Origin of the sequence: Methylacidimicrobium sp. B4 (assembly GCF_017310545.1) — a bacterium.
Classification (GTDB): Bacteria; Verrucomicrobiota; Verrucomicrobiia; order Methylacidiphilales; family Methylacidiphilaceae; genus Methylacidimicrobium.
This window is the reverse complement of the sequence record NZ_CP066203.1, coordinates 2,114,669-2,137,998: the sequence shown is the minus strand read 5'-3', so window position 1 is coordinate 2,137,998 and position 23,330 is coordinate 2,114,669. Positions and strand designations below refer to the sequence as shown.

12 protein-coding genes are annotated in these 23,330 nt (G+C 61.7%); all 12 read right to left on the bottom strand.

Annotation, left to right across the window (positions count from 1 at the left end; genetic code table 11):
* Positions 1 to 228: 228 nt before the first annotated feature.
* Positions 229 to 3,045: a bifunctional YncE family protein/alkaline phosphatase family protein gene (locus MacB4_RS09985; protein ID WP_242529235.1), complete on the bottom strand. Its 2,817-nt coding sequence runs from the start codon at positions 3,043 to 3,045 to the stop codon at positions 229 to 231.
* Between the two features lie 120 nt (positions 3,046 to 3,165).
* On the bottom strand, positions 3,166 to 3,771 hold the full coding sequence (locus tag MacB4_RS09980; RefSeq protein ID WP_242529234.1) for a tetratricopeptide repeat protein: 606 nt from the start codon (positions 3,769 to 3,771) through the stop codon (positions 3,166 to 3,168).
* 13 nt (positions 3,772 to 3,784) lie between these two features.
* Complete coding sequence (locus MacB4_RS09975; protein ID WP_242529233.1) at positions 3,785 to 6,220, bottom strand: TonB-dependent receptor plug domain-containing protein; 2,436 nt, start codon at positions 6,218 to 6,220, stop codon at positions 3,785 to 3,787.
* Positions 6,221 to 7,576: 1,356 nt separating this feature from the next.
* Positions 7,577 to 10,321: a TonB-dependent receptor gene (locus MacB4_RS09970; protein ID WP_206863673.1), complete on the bottom strand. Its 2,745-nt coding sequence runs from the start codon at positions 10,319 to 10,321 to the stop codon at positions 7,577 to 7,579.
* 591 nt (positions 10,322 to 10,912) lie between these two features.
* Positions 10,913 to 11,050 carry a hypothetical protein gene (locus tag MacB4_RS09965; protein WP_206863672.1) on the bottom strand — a complete coding sequence of 46 codons (138 nt, stop codon included), beginning with the start codon at positions 11,048 to 11,050 and terminating at the stop codon, positions 10,913 to 10,915.
* Positions 11,051 to 11,213: 163 nt separating this feature from the next.
* Positions 11,214 to 14,429, bottom strand: coding sequence for an efflux RND transporter permease subunit (locus tag MacB4_RS09960; protein ID WP_206863671.1), 3,216 nt, complete (start codon positions 14,427 to 14,429; stop codon positions 11,214 to 11,216).
* Positions 14,426 to 17,635, bottom strand: coding sequence for an efflux RND transporter permease subunit (locus tag MacB4_RS09955; protein WP_206863670.1), 3,210 nt, complete (start codon positions 17,633 to 17,635; stop codon positions 14,426 to 14,428). The genes MacB4_RS09960 and MacB4_RS09955 overlap by 4 nt, the downstream gene beginning before the upstream one ends.
* A gap of 165 nt (positions 17,636 to 17,800) precedes the next feature.
* Entirely contained in the window at positions 17,801 to 18,148 is a 348-nt protein-coding gene (locus MacB4_RS09950) for a hypothetical protein (protein WP_206863669.1), read from the bottom strand.
* Positions 18,149 to 18,222: 74 nt separating this feature from the next.
* Positions 18,223 to 18,843 carry an RNA polymerase sigma factor gene (locus tag MacB4_RS09945; protein WP_206863668.1) on the bottom strand — a complete coding sequence of 207 codons (621 nt, stop codon included), beginning with the start codon at positions 18,841 to 18,843 and terminating at the stop codon, positions 18,223 to 18,225.
* Between the two features lie 57 nt (positions 18,844 to 18,900).
* Entirely contained in the window at positions 18,901 to 20,490 is a 1,590-nt protein-coding gene (locus tag MacB4_RS09940) for a TolC family protein (protein WP_206863667.1), read from the bottom strand.
* Between the two features lie 6 nt (positions 20,491 to 20,496).
* Positions 20,497 to 21,945: a TolC family protein gene (locus MacB4_RS09935; RefSeq protein WP_242529232.1), complete on the bottom strand. Its 1,449-nt coding sequence runs from the start codon at positions 21,943 to 21,945 to the stop codon at positions 20,497 to 20,499.
* Between the two features lie 335 nt (positions 21,946 to 22,280).
* Complete coding sequence (locus tag MacB4_RS09930; protein ID WP_206863666.1) at positions 22,281 to 23,183, bottom strand: phosphoribosylaminoimidazolesuccinocarboxamide synthase; 903 nt, start codon at positions 23,181 to 23,183, stop codon at positions 22,281 to 22,283.
* Positions 23,184 to 23,330 lie beyond the last annotated feature (147 nt).

Genomic DNA, 23,330 nt, shown 5'->3' with positions numbered 1-23,330 from the left:
GTGAAAATCCTGTGACATTTGTGTGACGAAATGGTGTTACTCTCCTTAAGTTATAACACGTTCGTGAGCAATGTGTAGAGCGCACTCGTCCCGTCGCTCGCCGGGCTTTTCACTGTAAAAATCGTCGGCCGCACGTAAAGGCAAGGAGCTTCGGGATCCCGCTCTTGTCCATTCGTAGGGGCGCAGCGCTACCCTTCCCGCGAGCCTTCGGAGGCGAGAGCTTTTGCCCTACTGGCCCTTTACGGAAGAAATCGGCCAGGGAGCGTCCTTCCCTTTCAAGCCTGTCCACAAGGCGCGATTGAATCGCTCCGGATCGAGCCGGTCTGCGTCCGAGAAATCCTGATCACCCAGGAGCCGCTCCCAAAAAGCGGCGTCGTGTCGGCCAGGGGCTCCGATCCGTTCCCGGCCGTCGACGGGAAGGTTAGTCCCGAGCAGGGCGTCGGGCACGACCGCCTGGTAGGTCCAACTTCGCTCCGCCAGATCAAAGAGGTCGGTCATGGGCTCGGCACCCTGGTCGTAAAAGGAGAGCGGGCCAAAGCCGAGAATCTCCTCGATCGTCTTCAGAACGCTCACGGTGGTATACCTCCGGCGGATGGTCACCCCCCGCTTGACGTAGGGGCCCGCCACAAGGGCGATGCTCCGATGGGCATCGACATGATCCGCGGCGTTCTGCGCATCATCCTCGACGACAAAGATGAGCGTGTCATCCTTGTAGCGGCTTCGAGCGATCTTCTCCACGAGAAGGCCGACCGCAAAGTCGTTATCCGCCATCTGCGCCTCGACCGTGTCCACCTTGTCCGCCGCCTCCCGGAAGGAGCCGAAATGGTCGTGGGGAAGCCGGATCAGCTCCAGGGCGGGGAGATTTCCCTTCCTCGCATACTCATCGAACTCGCGCTCCCACTCCTTGTACCGCCAGTAGTCGGCATACTTCATGTCGAAGCCCCGGTAGTAGAGGTCACTCACCTTGGCCAGCGTAGGATTGTCCGGGATGAACTGAATCGTCTTCTCGGCAAAGGGGTGCCGCGAAAGGGGAACGAAGAAAGGATTCTCCTTGGGGAGATGGTATCGGGTCAGATCGCCGAAGAAGCCATAGTTGCGGACGCTGATTCCCTGACGCAAGGCCGCATCCCAGAGGTAGCCCAACCCCACCTCTCCCTCGGGACCATCCGGAGCGGCGACACTCCGGGTTCCGGGGAGGAGATCGGGATCCTCGGGAAGTGCGGGATCCGCTCTCTTCCTCTCCTCCTGGCTCGCCAGGCCGACGGCGATGTTCCGGTTCTCCCCCTCGAAATCGTAGGTCGGCCCTCGGCCGGCGTAGTGGAGGGGAACCGTCTTCTCGGTAATGTCGGTGGCCCGGGCCTCCGTGCTCCAGTTCCAGCCATCTCCGCTCACCTCTCCGCTATCGAGGAAGTTGTCCAAGAGCACGAATTGTTCGGCCAGCCGGCGCTCATTCGGGCAGTAGGGAGCCAAGATGGCGAGGCTCGGATCCCCATCTCCCTTCTTCAAGTCGCCGAAGAGCTGGTCATAGCCGCGGTTTTCCTTGACGACATAGAGAATATGGCGGATGCGCCGGCGCAGCGTTCGTAGAACGGCTTCGTCGCCTCGGGCCGGGTCGAGCCTCTGGTTATTCCGCCAAACCCGCTCGGAGAGCTCCCGATAGAGCGCCGGATCGGGTCGCGGGAAGCTCTGCAGCTGCCCCAGCGCCTTCTGGAGGATATACTCGTTTTTTGACCTCCAACTCTGGAAGAAGTCGCGAGGCTCGGGAAGAGGGCGGGGGCAACCCTGGTCGTTTGGCCCCGCCACGCTCTTTCCCGTCGCCACGTAGAGCCAGCTCCCGCTCGGGTTGCTCGCAACCGCCGTCGGGTACCATCCGGTCGGGATCAGGGCGACCACCCTGCTCCTCGACTCCTTGCGCCCCTCCTCCGCCCGGCCTGCGATTCCCCGCGCCTCGGAACCAAGCTCGATCACCGAGAGGCCGTTCATCCCGCCATTGGTGACGTAGAGAAGCTTCTCCGATGGATCGAGGCAGAGGTTGTTGGGAGAGGCTCCCTTGCGCGGTTCTTCGGAATGGGCGGCGCGCGGCTCGGAAACGCAGGGGATCGATTCGATGAGCCGATCGGCCTCCGTGTCGATCACGGCAACCTGGTCCGAGTTGTCCTCGGTCGCGTAGGCTCGGCTCCGATCGCGGTTGACCACGATCCGGTTCGGCTGGCCCGGGAGGGCAATTCGGCCCAAAACGCGCATCTTCCCCGCTTTGATCCCGACGACCACGATCTCCCGATCCCGAAGGCTGGCGACATACGCCTTCTCCCTTCCCACCCAAGCGACATCGATCGGATACTCCCCGCCGGGGATTCCCCGCTCCTTGGGATCGATCTTCCCCGGTCGCAAGTCGAGCTCGGCAACCTTCTTCCCATCGGCGATTTGGATCAGGGTGACCGAGTCGTTGGCGTAGTTGGCGACGAGCAGGAGCTGCCCCTCCGGATCGACCCGCAGCCCGGCGGCCAGCGGCCGGGTTTCGATCCCATTCCCCCTCTCGTGCCCCAAGGGAAGCGGGGGACGGGGCGATGCCCAGCCGTCTCCAGTTTTTGCAAAAACGTAGACCTGATCCTCTCCCCCGCCTGAGACGTAGAACTCCTTCCCGTCTGGATTCCAATCGATGCCGCAAAAGGAGCTCGGGAGAGGAATGGCGGCCCTTTGCTCTGGAGGGCCTTGGGAGATGTCGAAGACGAAGACGTATTCGTGCGAGAGCTCGGGAATCGCCTTCCCATCGGGCCCGAATCGCTTGTTGTACCCTGAGCTGAGGACGAGCAACGTATCGCCCGCAGGGCTCCTCGCCATCGCAAAGGAGCCGGAGACCGGCAGCCTGGTCTCTCCGGAACCCACCGAGAGAGGGTCGAGGCGGAGATCCCGGATCGGGGAGAGATCGATCCGCACGCCGGTAGGAAGCAGAGCCTTCCTCAGGGTCTCTCGACTCTCCTTGGGCTCATCGGCCCAACCAGAGGGTGGCCAGGGCAAGCAACCGACCAGAGCAGCCATCAGCATCACGAGCCGCCGGAGGCTTTTTCCGGGCGGCCGTGGAACCATCCACCTGGCAGCGGCTGAATTGGGGCGACGCACGATTCGGAAGGGTCCCCGGGTCCCACTATTACCCGTGCCGACAGCCTATTTCAACTCCGGCAGGGAGGGATCCAGCCTGCGCGCATCAACTTGAAAGCGCTCCGCCTTTGCCAGATCCCCTTCTTTCCTGTAGGCGACCCCATTATTGAAGAGGCAGAGGGCGAGAAGCTTCTTCTGCACCGCGACCCCTCTTCCCCCGCCCGCTCCTGCCTGCGTATAGGTCGATCCCCCGCTGTAACCGGACGCCATCTGTCCTTGGCTCACCGCTGCCTTCCCAAGCCCAATCGCCCGGGAAAACATCTTGTGCGCATCGGCAAACTTTCCTTCCGCTGTATAGACGACGCCCAAGTTGTTGTAGGGCACCATGAGCCCGAAGGAGCTAAAGCCCGAGCGAGCGATCGAGGTGTGGAGGTCGCCTTCCGCTGCCACCTGCGCCTCGGCCGAATGGCCCGACTGCAGCAGCTCTTGCGCTCGCTTGCCCTCCCCGTTCGCGCCGAGGATCATTTGCGGAGCGACGGCAACGTTCCGTATCCCGGCCGCCTTGGGAGCGGGAGCCCCGAACGCCTCCGAGAAGACTCCCCCGAGAACGAGCACGCTAAGCCCTAGAGCGACCCGCGTGGCGCGAACCGCCGTTCGAATTGTCCAGTTCATGAGACCTCCCTTGCTAAAATTGATAGCTCAGCTGCCCTTGGATCCAGAACGGCATCGAGACCATGAGTTGATCGTAATTGTTGAACGAGGTCGCGTAGCCGCTCCCGCTGGTCATCCAGTTGTGCTGATCGGTGACGTTCCAGATCCAGAGCCTCCCTACCCAATGCTTATCGGGGCTCGTATAGCTCAGGCCCAAATTGAGCGTGTACTGCCAGGGAATGCGGGTGAGATAGTCGTAGGCGAGATACTGAGGGCTGGTTGCGTTGAAGGAGGCAAAAAAACCCAGGCCGCAATCGAGCGTATAGGTTGCCATGAAAGAAGTCTGGAAGTTGGGCCAGCCCACATAGGGATATGACCCCTGTGGGAAATAGCCGAAGTTGTCGAAGGGATACTTCGCCGGATTGTTCAACACGTAGTTGCTCGGATAGGGCTGGTCCATGCTCGGGCCCGTGGTGAGCGGGGAACCATAGTCGAAGCTCCCCAGGATATACGACGCATTGGCGACGAGCCAGAGATGGCGGTCCGGCTGATAGGCCACCTGCAGGGTTCCGCCCACGACATCGATCGGAACCGGCACCAGGAGCACCTTGTTGAAGGACTCCAATTCCTGGAACTCCTGGTCAAAGGCAGCGGTCAAGATGTTGAGCTTCCCATTGAGCAGGCTGAAGTTGACCCCCCCGCTGTAGAGCCGCTGATGGAGGTGAAGGTCGTAGTTGGAGGTCAAGGGAGAGACTCCGTAGAAGGCCCCTGTTTCGGCCAGGAAGGCCTGCTGGAAATCGAAGTAGACGGTTGTCCACTCGTTGGGCTTCCAGCGCGGGCTGAAGTCGAAGTTGGGAATGACGGTGGAAAAGTATTGTCCTCCTGGGTGGAGAGCTTCACCGAAGTCGTAGTAGGTGCCGGGGGTCCCCACCGGGTTCTGCGCCGTGGAGAGCAAGGCCAACGCGCTCGCTCCCATAAAGATCGAGAAGTGCTCGCCAAAGTCGATCTGATGCTGCCAGTAGGGCCGCAAGTACCAGGTTTCCGAATCGGTCGAGCTGAAGTTACCCGGGTTGAAGACCTGGCCGGATCTTCCGGGAATCGGCACGTCTTGATACAGGTACTTGCTGAACTGCGGTGTACCCGGGACGTTGTATTGAAAATAGGATGGATAGACGGCATTCGCCAATGGTCCCATGTTCCAGACGTTGAACACCTGCTCGAAATCGCCCTCGTAGACGATCATGTTGGCATAGTCGGCCTCGAATCCCGCGTTGACCGTGTGATGGATGCGGAACCCCTCTCCCTTCAGCGGAGGATTCTTCTGGTCGACCAGGCTTTCCTTCTCTCCTTTTTCGCCGCTCCCGCCGATCGGGGTGTCAAAATTCAGGATGAACGAGGTGTTGTTCTGCGCGACCCAGGATCCGGGAGTATAGATGTTATATGGCGTTAGATTCTGGTAGTTGTATGTGAACCATTCAAAGTTGCTATTATTTACGATTTGAAATCCATCATCCACATTGATCCTTTGGATGATCTGCGCCCGCTCGCTTTCGACGAAACCGCCTGATCCCGGGTTAAGCATGTTGGCGCGATACCCACCGATCGCCGAGAGCGGAACGTAGTGGAGCGTATTGTAATTCTGCGGCAGGACCGATACTCCGTAGTCGTACAACTCCGGACCGATATTGTAGTTCACCTTGTGATGATCGATATAAACCGGCGGGCCAAGATAGGTATTCGGCAGATATCCGGAGAGATACTGGTGATCCGAGATCAACGCCTGGGTCGGCCGGTTGATGCCGCCAATCTCGTTGTAGCCTTCCGTGTAGAAGGAATTGTTGAAGAAGATCTCGTAGTTGTCGTACGGCTTGAAGGAGAGCGCCCCGTAAAAGGCCTGGTTGTGCAGGTAGTCGTTTTCGTAATAGCTTCCGGAATAGTCCCCCAGGTAGCTGAACCGAAAGGCGAGCTTGTCGTTGATCGGCCCCCCCACGTCCACCTGCCAGAGGTTCTGATCGTACATGCCTTCCATGACGGTCGCCGTTCCATGGAACCCGTCCCAGTAGGGCCGCTTGGTCTGGACGTCGAGATAGCCGCCCGCCGCGCGGATCGAGAGCAAGCTCGGCATCGTTGGCCCCTGAACGATGTTGATCTGGTCAAAGTCATTCATGTTCATCGGTCCGCCCTCGTAGCCGGTACCGGGCAAAAAGGAGAGCATCCCGTTGATGTACTTGTTCGCTGGCATGCCCCGGATGTTGGGAACGGAGAATTCGCCAAAGGTCGTACCCATGAAGAGCCCGGGAGCCATGTACATCAGGGACATGACGTTTTGGGAAATGAAGGCCGATGACTGGATCTCCTGCTGGGTAATGACCTGGACGCTCCGCGGGGTGTCGACGACGTTGAGCGGCGTCCCGTAGACCGAGCCAACGTCGTAGTCTCCGGGAAGAACCGATTCGCTCGTGGCAGTCACGAGCGTTTCCGGCATCACGACCTTACCAGTTCCAGGATTGGCCAGAGCGGCCGAGGACGGAGAAGAGGAAGAAGACGCCGCAGGGTCAGCTCCGCCTTTGGTCCCGGAAGCGCTCGAAGCATCCGCCAGGAGAGGCTGAGTGCGCAGGAGATCCTCTAAGGGCTGCTGCGAGGCACCTCCGCCGAATACGCCACCCTTTCCCAACGCTTCTGCCTCAGCCCCGCTCTGGTCCCAGGATCCAGGGCCACCCGACAGGCTTCCGGCGGCTGGCGAGCTCTCGTCTCCGCTCACGAGAGGGGCCGGACCCACCGAGGGATCTTGCGCGCGGACGGTTCCGATCAGGAGCGCCGATGCCATCAAAAGCCCAGCCATCTGAGAATCTCGTCCCTTCCGGCTCCATTCCCTGGCTTTCATTCCTCCCCCTCAACAAAAGATCTCCTGATGTCGGCATGCCGCTTCGGATTGAGGAACGCCTCATCTGTCGGCGTCTCCAAAGGCTGCCGAAGGTTCTATGCCACAAATGCGGGGAGAACGGGTGTGACAATGCTGTTACATTTCGGTGACAGAATGATGTCAGAGTGATGGATGCGCAACGCATGATCAGCCAATGAGAAGAGCAGGCCTCCGCCATAGTCCTCCGGCCTTCTCACGGAGGAAGTGGTCGTCCCGGCACAAAGGCGAGGAGATGTGAGACCCTGTACAGACCCCCGCCGTGCGGTACGCCATTGCTCTTCATTGTGACAATGCTGTTACATTTCTGTGACAAAACGGTGTCACGGTGATGGCTGCGCAACGCAGGATCAGCCAATGAGAAGAACAGGCCTCTGCCATCGTCCTCCCGCCTTCTCACGGCAGACGTGGTCGTCCCGGCACAAAGGCGAGGAGATGTGAGACTCCGTACAGAATCCACCCGTTGGGTGCAGCATTGCCCTTCATTGTGACAATGCTGTTACATTTCTGTGACAAAACGGTGTCAGGGTGATGGCTGCGCAACGCAGGATCAGCCAATGAGAAGAGCAGGCCTCCGCCATCGTCCTCCGGCCTTCTCGCGGCGGAACGGATCGTTCCGGCACAAAGGCGAGGAGCTTCGAGGATCCCGCTCTCCTCCGTTCGAAGGGGCGCAGCGCTACCTTTCCCACGAGACACTGGCGAACCACCCCGTCTCTCCCTCCAAAAAGGGGCGCCGATGGCGGGACCGTGGCTGCCCCGAGCCCCTTCGGCCTCTCCGAGGAGCAGAAGCACCGACCGACCCTTCGGGCGGTATTCGGGGCAAGGGCACTTGGGTTTCTGAAGCACCATCGCTCCCCACTTCCCAAGGAACGGCGGGAAGCTGCGGACGAAGGCAAGCCCTACCCACTAAAACTTGAAAACGACATTCCCTTCGATCCAGAAGGGCCAGCCCGCGACGATCGAAGTCTCGTTGAACGTGCGGCCGCCCGCCGACCCGAGGCCGAACGGCAGCCAGTAGTTGTTATTGGTAACGTTGTAGATATAGACCCTTGCTTCCCACTTCGGCTGGGCGTAAAAGATCTGGGCGTTCACAATATACTGCGTCGGTATCTTGGCACTGCCGAAATAATCGAGGTATTGATCGCTCATCACGATCCCCTGCAACGTTCCCCCCAGACCAATATCCGAGGTGTAGGTGATCGTCGCACTCGCATACTGATCCGGGAAGCCGATCATGTTGTAGATTCCGGACGGGAGCCCGACATTCGTGTTGAGCGCATACATCTGCTGCAAGGCCATCGCCGTCGAATAGTCCTGGCGCATTTTGGGGCCGTGCGGGAGGAACGACCAGTTTTCGACGCCGTGCATGTCTATGTATCCGGCACGCAGCCACCAATGCTTATCCGGCTGGTAGGCGAGGTTCACCTCCCATCCGTTGATTGCCGCGGCGGTCGGCGGTTGGCCCAGGTTGGTGAGTGCCTGATCCTGGCTGAAGCCGGCAGCGGTGATGAAGAGCTTGTCATTGAGCAGGTTGAACTTCATACCGCCTTCGATCAACTGGTTTAACAGGCGAAACGAGGCGGACTGGAACGTTGGAGCCGCCGCACCCATCACAGCCACGTTGTTCACGTAGGACCAGTTGTAGTTGAAGTAGGTCATCATCCAATCGAAGGGCTTATAGGTCGGGCTGATGTTGATCAAGGGCGCCAAAGAGTCCTGGTCGAGCGACGCCGTCGTCAGGCCCACGATCTGTGGCATTCCCGGAGGCCCCTGAGGGGTTGTGAAATGCCAGAAGTATGCTGTAGCGCGAGCGCCGACATAGAGGGCGAATTTTTCGGTGATCTGCAGGTTGTGCTGCCAAAAGGGCGCAACGGCCCAATAGTGGCCGAAGGTCGTTCCCGCGCTTCCAATCAGTGGTTCGTAGTACCAGTTCGCCGGAGCGCCGGGAATATGCCAGAGCCCTCCATTAGGGGCATGTGGATTGTTGATGTGGCTGTCGAACTGCTTGGTTCCCGGGAGGTAGAAGAGCGCCGGGTTGGCAAGCGCCGGATTCGTTGGGTTAACCACGCTGAAGGCGTTGCCATAGTCCGGGATGGTCTCCGAGACATAGTCGTCGTGGTATTCGTAATGCCACTCTACGCCGGTGTCAACCGAGCTCTTCAGCAGGAGCTTGCCGAAGACATTCTCGAGCCCTTTTTCCTCCTTGGACTTTGGCTTATCGGGCTCGCTGGCGAGAGGATCGAAGGTCCACCGGACCTCCGTCCGGTTGTCGAACTCATAGTCGCCCGGAGTGTATACTGCCTCGTAGATCTGCGGTTCCAGGTACTCGGTCTTGGCATACCAGAGAAGCGAGTTATTCACGATCTGCAGATCGTCGTTGACTTGTACCGTCTGCACGAGTTGGGCAAACCCATTGTTGGCATGGGCGCCTCCGTATGGAGTCCAGATTGTCGCGCGCCGATTCACCGGCGTGAGAGGTCCCGCATAGGTGTTGTAGGAAGGGTTTGTTTTCGAGCCGGTTGCCGGCCCTCCGTTCGCGATGGTGTAGGGAAATCCGGGCACCACGCCGGTGCTGTAGAGTCCGTTTTGAATCAGGTTGTCGGTCGGCCGGTTCATCAAGTCGGCTTGCAATGGATAGAAGTCATACATGCCGTAGTCGCCGTAGAAGTTGGCCGAGTAGTTGTCGGTGGGCTTCCATCCCACCGTGAAGTAGAAGTTCTGCTGCTGGTTGTACATGTACTGGTAGTAGCTGCCCTGGTCCTGACCCATGTACGAGAAGCGCCAGGCGAGCTTGCCCTCCTTGTCGACCGGACCGCCCATATCCGCTCCCCAGAGGTATTGCTGATACATGCCGGTCGTGTCCCAGACCCGGCCCCGGAACTTGTCGAAGTAGGGCTGCTTGGTAATGTAGTTCACACTTCCAGTTGATGCCTGGGTCGCGCCGAAAACCGCGTTGGCCGGGCCCTCCTGGATGTCCATGTTCTCTACCATGTTCCAACTCCAGGGCATCCTCTGCATGCCATCGTTCTGCAGGGTCATCTCGATGCCATTGATGTAGGGAAGGGCCTGGCGACCGCGGATCGACACGGCGCTGCCCATGCCTCCGTCCATCTCCGAGTAGGCCGTGGGAAGGATGGAGGAAATCGAGAGCGGATCCATATATCCCTGGTAGACGGCTCCCGACGCCCTGAGCAGCGTCTGGTTGACCGGCGTGATCTGCCGTGGCGCATCCATCACGTTGATTGGCGTCCCGAACGTGGACACCACCGGAGCCGCCGTGGGAAGGATGGGGGCGTCGGGCTCCCCCGAGGTCAGTTCTGGAGAGATCCACTCGGTCTCTCCCGAGACGGTCACCTCCTCCATCTTGACCGCACCGCCGCTACTCTGACTCTTTTTCTTCGTTTCGGGCTCGGTCTGCTGGACGATCCCCGTCCATCCTGATTGCTTCGCCTTTCCACTCCCACTGACAGGCGTCTGGTCACTCCCCTGGCCATTATCCGTCGTTTCGCCCGTCGTCGACCCGCTCGCCGTCGGGGCCGGGATGGAATTGCTCTCGTCCGCGCGGACGGTTCCGATCAGGAGCGCCGATGCCATCAAAAGCCCAGCCAGCTGAAAATCTCGTCCCTTCCGCCTCCATACCCCGGCTTTCATTCCTCCCCCTCCTCAAAAGATCTCCTGATGTCGCCATGCCGCTTCGGATTGAGGAACGCCTCATCTGTCGGCATCTCCAAAGGCTGCCGAAGGTTCTATGCCACAAATGCGGGGAGAACGGTTGTGACAATGCTGTTACATTTCTGTAACAGAACGATGTCAGAGTGATGGCTGCGCAACGCAGGATCAGCCAATGAGAAGAACAGGCCTCTGCCATCGTCCTCCCGCCTTCTCACGGCAGACGTGGTCGTCCCGGCACAAAGGCGAGGAGATGTGAGACTCCGTACAGAATCCACCCGTTGGGTGCAGCATTGCCCTTCATTGTGACAATGCTGTTACATTTCTGTAACAGAACGATGTCAGAGTGATGGCTGCGCAACGCAGGATCAGCCAATGAGAAGAACAGGCCTCTGCCATCGTCCTCCCGCCTTCTCATGGCGGAACGGATCGTTCCGCCACAAAGGCGAGGAGCTTCGAAGACCCCTCTCTGCTTCAGGATGGGATGCAGGGGGTCCTGCCCATGAGCCGTGGGCGGGAAAGAGCCATGGCCGCTCGCCCCTGCGGCGGAGGGCGGCCAGGGAACTCCAATCCCTACCCTGTCGCTGACCGGAAGGTCGGTCCCAAGGGGAGCGGCCGAAAGCCCTGGATCTCCTCGGTCGTCTTCTGAACGCCTCCGGCGCTGAATCTCCACCTCTTGGTCATCCGCTGCTTGACCGAGGGATCCGCCATTGCCCGCTCCTGCGGCCTACTGCACTTGCAGCAGGGAAGGATCCGGCTTGCGCGCATCGGCTTGAAAGCGCTCCGCCTTCGCCAGATCCCTCCTCGTCCCGTAAGCAATGCGATTGTGCAACGGGCAGAGGGTTTGAGCCGTTGAAAAAACGGTTGCCAAGAGTTACTCGATGCACTCCGCCAGCTCGGCTTCAACCTCGTCCAAGCCCTGGCGACGGCTTAGCGGATCGAGGAGCGAATAGACGCAGGGGACGACGAAGAGGGTGAAGAAGGTCGACACGACGATCCCGCTGATCACGACGATCGCCAGTGGCTTCCGCACCTCGGCTCCGGGGCCGACGCCCAATGCGGCAGGCAATGCCGCCGCGATGGTCGCGAAGGAGGTCATCAAGATGGGCCGGAGCCGGATGGCCGCCGCATCGAGAAGGGCCTCGGGAAGCGGGAGCCGCTCCTCGAAGCGCTTCTTGTTGAAAAACTCAACCAGGAGGATCGAGTTCTTCATGGCGAGACCTACGAGGAGAATGATGCCGATCCCGCTGTAGATGTTGAGCGACATCCCGGTGAGGTAGAGGCCCTGAAAGGCACCGACCAGGGAAAAGGGAATCGCCACCAGCACCACCAGCGGATAGAGGAAGCTGTTGAACTGAGCGCCCAGGAGCATGTACGCCAGGAGGATTCCCAGGGCGAAGGTCACCGGGAAGGAAGCAAAGGTCTCTTTCGCGGTCTGGCTGCTCCCGGTCGGCTCGACGCTGTAGCCCGGAGGAAGCTCCTTCTGGCAGATTGCCAAGGCGGTATCCAGCGCCTTCGCCTGGGAAACCTCGGGCTTCACGTTCGCGAAGAGGGTAATCGCCCGCCTCCGGTTTTCCCGAGTGATGTCGAGCAGCTTCGGCACCACGCGCAATTCCGCAATGTCCTTGAGCCGGATCATCTCCCCACCGTAGCCCGACCAGAGGGGAAGGTTGGCCACATCCTCCGGCTCCCGCCACTGGCCGGGCTCGAGCCGAATGCGCACGTCGTAGCGGCGGTTGTCTTCCCGGTTGGTATATTGCCCTTGGCGCATCCCTCCGATTGCAGTCCCGATCACATCGGCGAGCGTCTGCATGCTGATGTTCGATTCCGCGGCTTTTTGCCGATCGGGGATCACCTCGAGCTCGGGCATTCCCGTCCGGTAGTCGGTATCCAGGTCGGTGTAATAGCCCGTCGCCTCCATCTGATGGAGGATGGTCTCCGCCCGTGCCTGAAGCACGGCGTAGTCCGAGCCGCGCAGCGAGAGCTCGATATTGGTCCCGCGCTTGCTGCTGAAGGCGCTCTGACTGATATCGATCACCTTGATGTGGAGATCGCCGTATACGGGCTTCTTGAACTCCTTTCTCCATGTGCGGATGATCTCCTGAAGTCGCTCTTTCCTCTCCTTCCGCGGCTGGAGCGTCACGAAGATCGCTCCGCGGTTCACCTCGCCCCCGGAATAGCCGCCCACCGTCGTGAAGAAGTGAGCGACCGGCGGCTGGCTCTTGAGATAGGCTTCCAGCTTCTGGACCCGATTGCTCGTATACTCCAGCGAGCTCCCCACCGGCGTTTCGATCCGGAGCAGGGCCATGCCGAGATCCTCCGACGGAGCGAGCTCGCGGTGCAGCAGGGGGAAGACGCGAAGGGAGAGAAAGAAGAGCGCGAAGGAGGCGAGGACGACGAGCCACCGGCGACGGAGGGCGAAGCCAAGAAAGCCTCGATAGACCCTCCCCATCTTCTGATAGACACCTTCGAGCCAGTTTTCGACCGGTCCGGGCCCACGTGCCCCGCTCACGAACTCGGCACAGCGCATCGGAGCGAGCGTGAGCGCCTCCAGGAGGGAGATGAGCACCGCGCAGGAGATCACCGCACCGAACTGGAAGAGGAACTTGCCCACGACTCCTCCCAGGAAGGCGATCGGGGCAAAGACCGAAACGATCGTCAAGGTGGCAGCGGAGGCTGCGAAGAAGATCTCGCGGGTTCCGTCGAGGGCGGAGCGCTCCGGGCTCTTACCGAGCCGGTGGTGGCGGGTGATATTCTCCAGGACCATGATCGAATCGTCGATCACGATGCCGACCGCCATCGAGAGTGCTAGAAGCGTAAAGAAATTGAGGGTAAAGCCCATCGCCCGGCAGAAGATGAAGCTCCCGAGAATCGAGATCGGGATCGAGAAGAGCACGTTCACCGTGGTCCGAAAGGAGCCCAGAAAGGCGAGGCAGACGAGGGTGGTCACGCCAATGGAAAAGAGAAGGGTGAAGGCGGTCTCCCGGATCGCCTCGGCCGTGAAGACCGCAGAGTCGTAACGGGTACCGATCGTCATTCCGGACGGCAGGTCGGGCTTGATCTCCGCCATGATCCGCTTGGCCGAGTTGGCCACTTCGATCTCGTTGTACCCGCGCAGCTTTTGCAGACCCAAGCCGACGGAGGGAACTCCGTCGCTCCGCGCGAAGCGGCGCGGATCCATGAGACCGTCCTCAGGCCGCGCAACCTGCGCCAGCGGGGTGAACGAGTCGGCCGGGCCCCGCACATTGCTGAGCGTGTTCGTCGCATAGCTGGTCGTCCCCGCAGCCCCCGCCATTCCGCCCTGGGCGGAGGCAATGCCGGTCAAGGGCGGAAGGTTCGCCCCCCCCGACCCTCCTCGATGGTTGAGTGCTAACCCCCCCATCTCCTCCGGCGACCGCACCTCGCCCATCACCCGGACGTTGATCTCGTTGTTCGCACCTTCCAGGTAGCCGGAAGCGGTCTCCTGGTATTCGGCCCGGAAGAGGTTGAGGACGTCGTTGGGAGCGACCTGATATTGCGCCAGCTTGTTCCGATCAAGCCAGACGCGAAAGCTCCGATCCGTCCACCCGCCGAGCTGGATGTCGCCGACCCCCTGTACCAAGGAAAACTTGTCGCGAACGCGCGTATCCACATAGCGGATGATGTCCTTCAACGGCCGATCCCAGGTGACCGCAAGCCAGAGGATCGGGGAGTCGTTCTGATTGACCTTGAAGATCACGGGGGGATCCACGTTGTAGGGGAGCTGCACCGACCGGATCCTGGAATTGGTCTCCTGCAGGGCCGCGTCGATATCCCGGTCCAAGCGAAAATCGAGCTGAATCCGCGCGACACCCTGCATGATCGTGCTCGTGACGTCCCGGATCCCCTGCACCGACATGAGCACCTCTTCCAACGGGTCGACGACCTCGGCTTCCATGACCTCGGGAGAGGCGCCGGGCCACTGGGCGACGACGGTCAAGACCGGGTAGGTCACATCCGGAAGCCGGCTGATCCCGAGGGAAAAGAGGCAGAGAATGCCGAAAAAGACCAGGGATGCCATGAGCATCCATGCGGCAACCGGTCGACGGATCGCAAGCTCGGGCACGTTCATGGAATGCCGTCCGGGCTCTGCGGGGCCTCCGCAGGCTCCCAGACCACCCGAGCCGGCCTCTCCCGGTCCGGAGAAGGAGGCCGCCGCGGTGGTCGTTCCAGGCGGGCCAGCACGCGATAGGCCGCCGGGACCACGAAGAGCGTAAAGAAGGTGGAAACGCTCACCCCTCCCAGGATCGTGATCGCCATGGGGATCCGGCTCTCGGAGCCCGGTCCGATCGCCAGAGCCGGTGGGAGGGCTGCCGCCAGCGTCGCGACGGAGGTCATCAGAATCGGACGGAGGCGGATCGGCCCCGCTTCCAGGAGCGCTTCCCGAACCGGAAGGCCGTCACGCTGCCGCTTCTGGTTCGCAAATTCGACGAGCAGGATCGAGTTCTTCTTTGCGATGCCCATCAGCAGGACCAGGCCGATCATGCTGTAGAGATTGATCGACTGGTGCGTGAGAGAGAGCGCGAGCAGCGCCCCGCTCAAGCTAAAGGGGAGTGCCAGCAAGACGGTCAAGGGATGGATGAAGCTGTTGAACTGAGAAGCGAGCACCATGTAGGCGATCACGATCCCCACCCAGAGAGCGAACTCGAGGCTGCCGAAGGTCTCCTCGAAGGCGGCGGCCCCGCCGCTCCAGTAGACCCGGTAGCCGCGGAGGACCTCCTTGTTGGCGATCTTCCGCGCTTCGGCCAGAGCCGCTGCCTGCGACTTCCCGGGAGCGACGTTGGCAAAGACCGTGATCGCCCTCTCCCGCATCCGTCGTCCGAGCGTCTGATAGGTCGGGACGGTCTCGAAATGAGCCACCGAGGTGATCGGCATATACTCGTTCGAGTTGGTCCGGACAAAGAGCTTCTGGATATCCTCGGGCTTCACGCGCTCTCCCCCCTCCAGGCGGACCCGGATGTCGTAGCGCCGATCTCCGTTGGTGAACTGGCTCTGGGCCACGCCTCCGATCGCGACGGCCACTGTGTTGGCGATGTTTTGAATCGGCATGGCACAGGCGTTGGCGGCGAAGCGGTCGGGGAAGACGCGCACCTCCGGCATTCCGTCCCGGAAATCGGAATCAAGATCGACGAAGTCGCCCGATTTTCGCATCTGGTCGGTGATCTTGGCGACCTGCTCCCGGAGCACCTTGTAGTCGCGCCCGCGCACCGAGAACTCGATCGGGAACCCGCGCCCCGTGGTGAATCCCCGGATCGAGAGATCCTGGAGGGCCACCTTGAGGCCCCCGAGCTTGGTGAGCTCCGTCCGCAGCCGATCCCCGATCTCTTGCTGGGTCAGCTTTCGCTCTCCCTTGGGCTTGAGCGTCACATAGACTGTGCCCACGTTGACCTGGGCATCGATCAGGTTGCCATCGCTCGCCCCCGTGCGTTGAATGAATCCGCCGACCTCTCCAAAGGCCCGCTCCACCTCCGGGTGGGTCGCGATGATCGCCTCGCACTCTTCTAGCTTCTTTTGCGTGTAATGGATCGAGGAGCCGACCGGCGTCTGGATGCGCACGAGGAACGAGGATTCGTCTTGCGCGGGGATCAGCTCCTTGGGAAGCAGCGCAAGGAAGCGCAGGGAGAGGGCGAAGAGGGCCGCCGCCGCCAGCAGGATGAGCCAGGAGTGATCGACGCAGATGCGCAGGAAGAACCGGTAGATCCGCGAAAGCCCGTGAAAGATCTGGTCCATGAGCCACGCAAGCCTCCGGCGATGGCTCGGATCCTCGAGCAGCTGCGAGCAGCGCATCGGAGTCAGGGTAATCGCCTCGAGGAGGGAGAGCGCGACGGCGGCGGTGATGGTGACCCCGAATTGATAGAAGTATTTCCCGACGATCCCGCGCATGAAGGCGACCGGCAGGAAGATGGCCACGATCGCCACCGTGGCGGCGACGGCCGCGAAGGTAATTTCCCGGGCACCGATCTGGGCGGCGCGCACCCTGCCCTGGCCCATTTCCCTGTGGCGGACGATGTTCTCCAGGACCATGATCGCGTCGTCGACGATGATGCCGATCGCCAGGGAGAGGCCGAGAAGGGTGAAGAAGTTGAGGGTGAAGCCCAGAAAGTAGAGGATGATGAAGGTCCCGAGCACCGAGGTGGGAATCGAGAGGAGGACATTGAGGGTAGAGCTCCATGTCCCCAAGAAAAGATAGCAGACGAAGGCCGTCACCAGGGCCGACAGGAGCAGGGTAAAGAGGGTCTCCTGGATCGCCTCCTCGATATGGTGCGTCCGGTCATAGGCGACCCTGACCTCGAATCCCGGCGGCAGATGACGCTTGACTTCCTCGAGCTTCTGCTTGACCGCCCGCGCGACCGCCACCGAATTAGCCCCCGGTTGCTTCTTGATGCCGAGTCCCACGACCGGATGGCCGCCAGTGACGGCGATCCGCCGAATATCATCGAGCCCATCCTCCACCCGCCCGATATCCTTGATGTGAATGGGGGACCGATAGACGAGCTCGGTTCCTCGTCTCTTGATCTGGATGTCGCCTACCGCTTCCGGGGTCAGCCCTTCCCCCATCGCCCGGACGTTCATCTCCCGCCGGGAGTTTTCGAGGTAGCCGGCCGCAACCTCCACCTGCTCCTGCTGCAGTGCCGTCTGCACGTCGAGCAGGGTGAGCTGGAGCGGCTTGAGCTTCTCGTTGTCGACCCAGACCCGCAGGTTGCGGACGTTGTAGCCGGCCAGCACGATCTCCCCGACCCCGGGGACGATCTGGAACTCATCGTGCAGGACCAGATCGACGTAGGTCACCAGGTCATGCAGCGTCTTGTCCTTCCCCGATACCGAAAGGATCAGGATCGGCTGCTCTTCCGGATTGTCCTTGGTGAGGATCGGCTGCGCGACGGGCTGGACGGTCTGCGTCGCCGCCTGCGTCGTCGTATCGTAGGGGAGCTTGACCGAGCTGACCTTCGATTGGACCTCGGTCAGGGCCGCGTCGATCGGTCGCCCGAGGTCGAACTCGAGGATGATCGACGCCTGTCCCTGCTCGATGAAGGAAGTGATGTTCCGCAGCCCCTGGGCGGAGATCACGGCTTCCTCGATGGGATCGACGATCGCCGTCTCCATGATTTCGGGTGCTGCGCCCGCCCACTGGAGGTTGATCGTCAATACGGGGAAGTCGATCTCCGGGAGATCGCTCACTCCGAGCCGGCCGAGGGAGATCGCCCCGAAGATGAGGAGTCCGGCCATGAGCATCCACGCGAAGACAGGCCGACGAATGGAGAGATCGGAGAGAGTCATCTGGATATCCCATCCCTTGCAGTCAGTGGCCCGATGCCTCTTCCCGGGGAGGATCTGTCTCGCGATGCCACAGCCGCGTGCCTGTGGATCTCAAAGGATGGAACCGCCCAAGCGAGCGGATGTCGCGGAGGATCGGGGCGCCTGCCTACGACCGACGGATGCCCGCTACAGGCCGCCGGAAAAGGCTCCGGTCTCCATCGCCTCGTTCGGAATGAAAGAAGGCACGACCTTCTGTCGCGGTATTCTCCCATGTTGACCCACCGCTCCTTCGGGAGCCGCCGGAACCGGCAGTCGAGGAGGGCCCGGAATGACGATGATCGGCGCGTCCTGGCGCTGCTGGAAATACCCTCCTCCCTCCGGGTAGGTCTTCCATAGGGCCATCCCCGCCGGAGCGCCTTCGGAGGAGACAGGGGCCCGGCTTGCCGCCCGCACGCCTGGGGAGGACAAAGCGAGGCATGAGCAGAAGACGGCAAAGAGGATCGAAAGGGGAAGGAAGCATCGTTTGGCCGGCATGAAACCAGTCTAACCCGTTCCTTCCCCGAGGGAAAGGAGGGAAAACGAGGCACCCGCCACCCGGATGGCTTCGCTCAACGGCTTTCCCTGAGGAACGACAAGGTCTTGCGCAAGCTTTCCCGAGCGCGAAAGAGCAGGGCGCGGGTCGCGCTCAGCGAGAGCCCGAGGACCCGTCCGATCTCCTCGTAGGAGAGATCGTCGTAGCTCTTTAAGACCACCGCGAGCCGCTGCTTCGGAGGCAGGGAGGCGATGGCGCGCTCGACCAGCTCAAGCCGCTCCTTGTCCTCGAGCAGATCCGCGGGAGAGCGGGGAGAGGCGGAGGGAGCCCCCTCCCATGGATCCTCGCCGGTAAAAACGAGTGCGGAGGAGGAGCAACGGCGCAGCTCGTTCAGGACAAGCCGCCGCAAGATCGTGAAGAGCCAGGTGCGGAACTTCGCGGTCGGTCGATACCGCGTGGCCGCCCAATAGACGCGCAGGAAGACCTTTTGCGTGATCTCTTCTGCGACGAAGCGGTCTTGCAGCATCTTGACCGCGGCGCCGAAAACGGCAAGCTCATGGCGCTCGATGAGCCTTCGGAAGGCCTCATCGTCGCCCTTGGCGATCTTCGCCATGAGCGCAATGTCTTCGGATTCTTCCTCCACCACGTTTTTGCTTCCGGCCTTTTTTGCTCCGCGGGAGGCAGATATCACGCCCATGTTCCGGGCGTCGTGATTCCTCCCGATCATTCCCTGTCGCAAGAAGGGAAAGATCGCCTATTGCGGAGCCGACACCGGCATTACCGGCGGTACGCCAGGGCCGGAGGGTGAGCTTGTCTGGAGCATATCATGAAGCGGAAGTCCCGTGCGATTCCAGTTTCCTTCGGCCAGTCCCGCCTGAACGAAGAGATTCACCAGTTGATACCGGGCGTTCATCTCGTTCTGATGAAGCGACAGCCTGGCCTGCTGGTAGGTATTGAGGGCCACCAGCACATCGAGGAGCTGCGCCACCCCCCGCTGAAAGTCGTGCCGCTGGGCGGCGAAGTAGAGCGCCGCAACCTCGACCTGCTCCCGGTACTGGAGCACCTGCCCTACCGCCGCGTTGAACAGGGCGAAGGCGATCCGGAGGCTCTGATCGGCCGTGCGCTTCAAATTCTCTACCTGGAGCTCGGCCGAGTGAACGAGCGCCCGCTCCTGGCGGACATACCCGGTATAGAGCCCGCCCGTAAAGAGCGGCATCGTCGTCACGATATTGGTGTTCCAGACGACCGGCGAATCGGGCTGGTGGCTCAAGAAGTAGGTGCCGGTGAGGGCCGTGCGAGGGCCGAACTCGCCGATGGCGACCGCCAGCGTCGCTTTCTGGGAGCGCAGGAGCTGCACCTGGGCCAGGATGTCCGGTCGGCTCCCCACATGCGCCAGGTAGTCTTCCAGGGTTTGCGGTCCGGGAAACGCTTGGCTCTCCTTGAGGTCGATCCTCTCCGGACCGATCCCCAGGTAGTAGTTGAGCACCGCCTTGTACTGGTTCATCAACCCGACGTAACCTTCGCGCGCAGCGACCGCAGCCGCCAGGTTCGCCTGCCCTTGAAAGACGTCAGCGGGACGAGACCGGCCCACCTTGAATCGATACTGGAGCTCGTTGACGAGGTCGCGCAAAATGGCGATCTGATCTTCGAGGATCCTGACGCTGCCTTCGTAATTGAGCTCCTGATAAAACCCCTGCGCGACGTTCAAGTAGAGGTTCTGGTAGTCCCACGCCATCGTGTAGGTCTGCGCCGAAGCGGTCGCCCGGGCCGCGGCCACCCGGTTCTGCTGACGCATGCTATCGAAGAGGAGCCAGGTCGAGTTGATCGAGTTGAAGGAGAAGTAGCCGCCCGATTGTCCCACGGCAACCCCACCAACGACCGGAATGACCCCCGTGGTGTTCTGAAAGCTCTGCTCGTTCTGCCAGGAAAATTGTGGTGCGAAGGCCGACTGGGCCTGGGCCACCACCGCCTGCTGGGCGCGGACGGTCTGATCATCGATCTTCAGCTGATCCCAGCGGATCGCCGCCAGCCGGTAGCATTCTGACAGGTCGATCGCCTTGGGATCCTCCCGTTTTGCGGCAATGGGAGAGACGGCTTGCAGCAGCATGTCAAAGGAAGGCATGTTCGAAACGGCGGGGCGGCCGGGCTCCGGCTGCGCCTGAGCCGGGAGCGCACGAAGGGGCCAGCCCGGTCGCTCGTGTTCCGCCTTCTCCTGCGATTGCGCCAAGACCGGCCAGGGAAGCAGGCTGAGCAGGCAGAGGGCTCCGACGCCAAGCGCCTGCTTCTCGCGCTTCTGTTTCGCCCCTCTCCAGAGGCCGATGCTTCCTCCCCCGCTTGCGTTCATGATCCACTACGGTAGGGAAGCCTTGAGCGCCGGCGGGTTGCCTGGACCCACGGGCGGGCCGGTGCGAAGGATGTTCTGCACGGGAAGGCCCGTGGCCTCGATGTTGGTCGGGGTCAGGCCCGCCTGGACGAAGAGGTTCACCAATTGATACCGGGCGTTCATCTCGTTCTGATGCAGGGAGAGGCGCGACTGCTGATAGGTGTTCAGGGCCACGAGGACATCGAGGAGCTGGGCGACCCCGCGCTGGAAGTCGTCTCGCTGCGCCGCATAGTAGAGTGCCGAGACCTCGACCTGCTCGCGATACTGGAGGACCTGCTCCACCGCTGCGTTGAACAGAGCAAAGGCGATCCGAAGGTTCTGGTCGGCGGTCCGCTTCAAATTCTCCACCTGGAGCTCGGCGACATGGACGAGCGCCCGCTCCTCCCGGACGGTGGACGTGAGGAGTCCCCCGGTAAAAAGCGGCATCGTCGCCACGATGTTGACCGTCCAGAGCACCGGTGAATCCGGCTGATGGCTCAAGAAGTAGCTCCCCGATAGCCCCGCCCGTGGGCCAAAGTTCCCAATGGCAACCGCGAGCGCCGCCTTCTGCGCCCGCAGGAGCTGAAGCTGCGCGAGAACGTCCGGACGGCTTCCCACGTGGACCAGGTAGTCTTCCAAGGCCTGCGACCCGGGAAAGGGCTGCGTCTCCTTGAGGTCGATCTTCTCCAGGCCAATGCCCAGGTAGTAGTTGAGGGTCGCCTTGTACTGATTCATCAAGCCGATATATCCCTCCCGCTGGGCGACCGCCGCGGCGAGATTCGCTTGGGCCTGGAAGACATCGGCGGGTCGGGACCTTCCGATCTTGAGCCGATATTCGAGCTCGGTCACGAGGCCCTGCAGAGCGGCGATCTGATCTTCGAGGATAGAGACGCTCCCCTCATAGTTGAGCTCCTGATAGAACGCCTGGGCGACATTGAGGTAGAGCATCTGGTAGTCCCGCTGCAGCGTGTAGGATTGGGCGGCCGCATCCGCCCGAGCCGCGGCCACCCGGTTCTGCTGCCTCAGGCTATCGAAGAGAAGCCAGGTCGTGTTGATCCCGTTGAAGGAGAAGTAGCCCTGGGAGGTTCCCACGGCCACTCCGCTGACCGTGGGAATGACCCCCGTCGTGTTCTGGAAGCTTTGAAAATTTTCCCAGGAAAACTGCGGGAAGAACGCCGATAGGGTTTGCGTCACTACCGCCTGCTGCGCGCGCAGGGTCTGGTAGTCGATCTTGAGCTGGTCCCAGCGGACCGCCGCCATCTGGTAGCAGGCGGCCAGGTCGAGCGCCTTCGGATCCGACCGTTTGGCGGCGATCGGAGAAACCGCCTCCAGCAGCGTCTCGAGCGGAGGGGCGTTGCCGGGCGCGGGACGCCCTTGGACGGGCTGCTGATAGGGCGGGAGCGCTTGAGCCGGGTGAGCCAACCGCGCCTTTTCCATACCAGGTTCCGTCTGCGCGAAGGCGGGTCCAGCAGCGAGAATCGGGCCAAGGAGCATCCCGGCAAGCGCCGCAATGCCACGGTGCGACCCTGAGCAATGCGTCCTCTTCCTCTTCACGCTGTATAGGCTGCCGGGAGGCATTTCCCTCGCTACACTCGCTTCCCAAAGCAAGGCGGCCAACGGATTGAACCGGGGCGCCTCCAAATTGTCTCGCCCCGGCGGCACTATTCTCTCGATGCGCCAGATCGGTCAATGCAAGCGGAATCGTTCCACCGAGGGATCGGACGCGGAGAGTGTGCCGCGGCGCATCCGGGCACCGCGCCACACGAGCCATCCTATCCGATCGCTTCGCCCTGAGGGGAGAGCTCCTTTGCCAGGTCTGGGAAGAGCCGCTGCAACGCCTCCCGGTACTTGGCTTGCGTCTGCGTCACGATCGGCTCCGGCAACTCGGGAGCGGGCGGCCGTTTGTCCCAGGCAAGGGAGTCGAGGTAGTCTCGAACGAACTGCTTGTCGAAGCTGGGCTGCGCCCCGCCAGGTCGATAGTCCGACCGAGGCCAGAACCGCGAGCTGTCAGGGGTCAGCACCTCGTCGATCAGGAGAAGCTCCTCTCCCCATATCCCGAACTCGAATTTCGTGTCCGCCACGAGGATCCCCCGCTCCGCCGCGTAGTCCCTTCCTGCGCCGTAGAGCCCCAAGGAGAGCGAGGAGACCCGGGCATAGAGCTCCGCTCCGATCCGCCTTTCCGCTTCGGATGGCGTCAGCGGCAGGTCATGACCGACCTCCGCCTTGGTCGTCGGGGTGAAGAGCGCCTCCGGAAGCGGATCCCCCTCGCGCAGTCCCGGAGGAAGCGGCTGACCCGCCACCCTTCCCGTGCTCCGATACTCCTTCCAGGCGGAGCCCGCCAGGTAGCCGCGCACCACGCACTCGATAGGGAGCGGGCGGCAGGGCTTGGCTCGGGTAAGCCGTCCCGTCCATTCCGGAAAAGGAACCTCCGGCGGGAGGTCGTAGCCCAAGACGTGATGGGGACAGAGCGGCGCCAAGAGAGCAAACCAGCCACGGCTCACCTGCGTGAGAATCTTCCCCTTGCCGGGAATCGGCGTGGGCAGGATGCAGTCGAATGCCGAGATCCGGTCCGAGGCCACGAGCCAAAGCTCGTCCCGCCAGGAATAGAGATCCCGGACCTTGCCTCGGTGGATGAGCCGGAGCCCCGACCGGGCAAGCTCGCTTTCGTTCCGCACGGTCCCTGTTTACTCCCGCCGCTTCCCTTCCGTAAAGAGCAGGCGTCGCAGAGAAGAAGGCGCGCAGCCTTGCCAACCTTCCCGGCAACCCGCTAGGATCCTGCGCAAGAGCCGGTTAGCGGTCCCACAACTCCGTGGTGCGCCGTT

Coding starts and splice junctions, on each gene's coding strand:
- MacB4_RS09940 (WP_206863667.1), bottom strand. CDS start 20,490: ATGAACGCAAGCGGGGGAGGAAGCATCGGCCTCTGGAGAGGGGCGAAA.
- MacB4_RS09955 (WP_206863670.1), bottom strand. CDS start 17,635: ATGACTCTCTCCGATCTCTCCATTCGTCGGCCTGTCTTCGCGTGGATG.
- MacB4_RS09935 (WP_242529232.1), bottom strand. CDS start 21,945: ATGGAAAAGGCGCGGTTGGCTCACCCGGCTCAAGCGCTCCCGCCCTAT.
- MacB4_RS09970 (WP_206863673.1), bottom strand. CDS start 10,321: ATGAAAGCCGGGGTATGGAGGCGGAAGGGACGAGATTTTCAGCTGGCT.
- MacB4_RS09965 (WP_206863672.1), bottom strand. CDS start 11,050: ATGGCGGATCCCTCGGTCAAGCAGCGGATGACCAAGAGGTGGAGATTC.
- MacB4_RS09945 (WP_206863668.1), bottom strand. CDS start 18,843: ATGGGCGTGATATCTGCCTCCCGCGGAGCAAAAAAGGCCGGAAGCAAA.
- MacB4_RS09985 (WP_242529235.1), bottom strand. CDS start 3,045: ATGCTGATGGCTGCTCTGGTCGGTTGCTTGCCCTGGCCACCCTCTGGT.
- MacB4_RS09980 (WP_242529234.1), bottom strand. CDS start 3,771: ATGAACTGGACAATTCGAACGGCGGTTCGCGCCACGCGGGTCGCTCTA.
- MacB4_RS09960 (WP_206863671.1), bottom strand. CDS start 14,429: ATGAACGTGCCCGAGCTTGCGATCCGTCGACCGGTTGCCGCATGGATG.
- MacB4_RS09950 (WP_206863669.1), bottom strand. CDS start 18,148: ATGCCGGCCAAACGATGCTTCCTTCCCCTTTCGATCCTCTTTGCCGTC.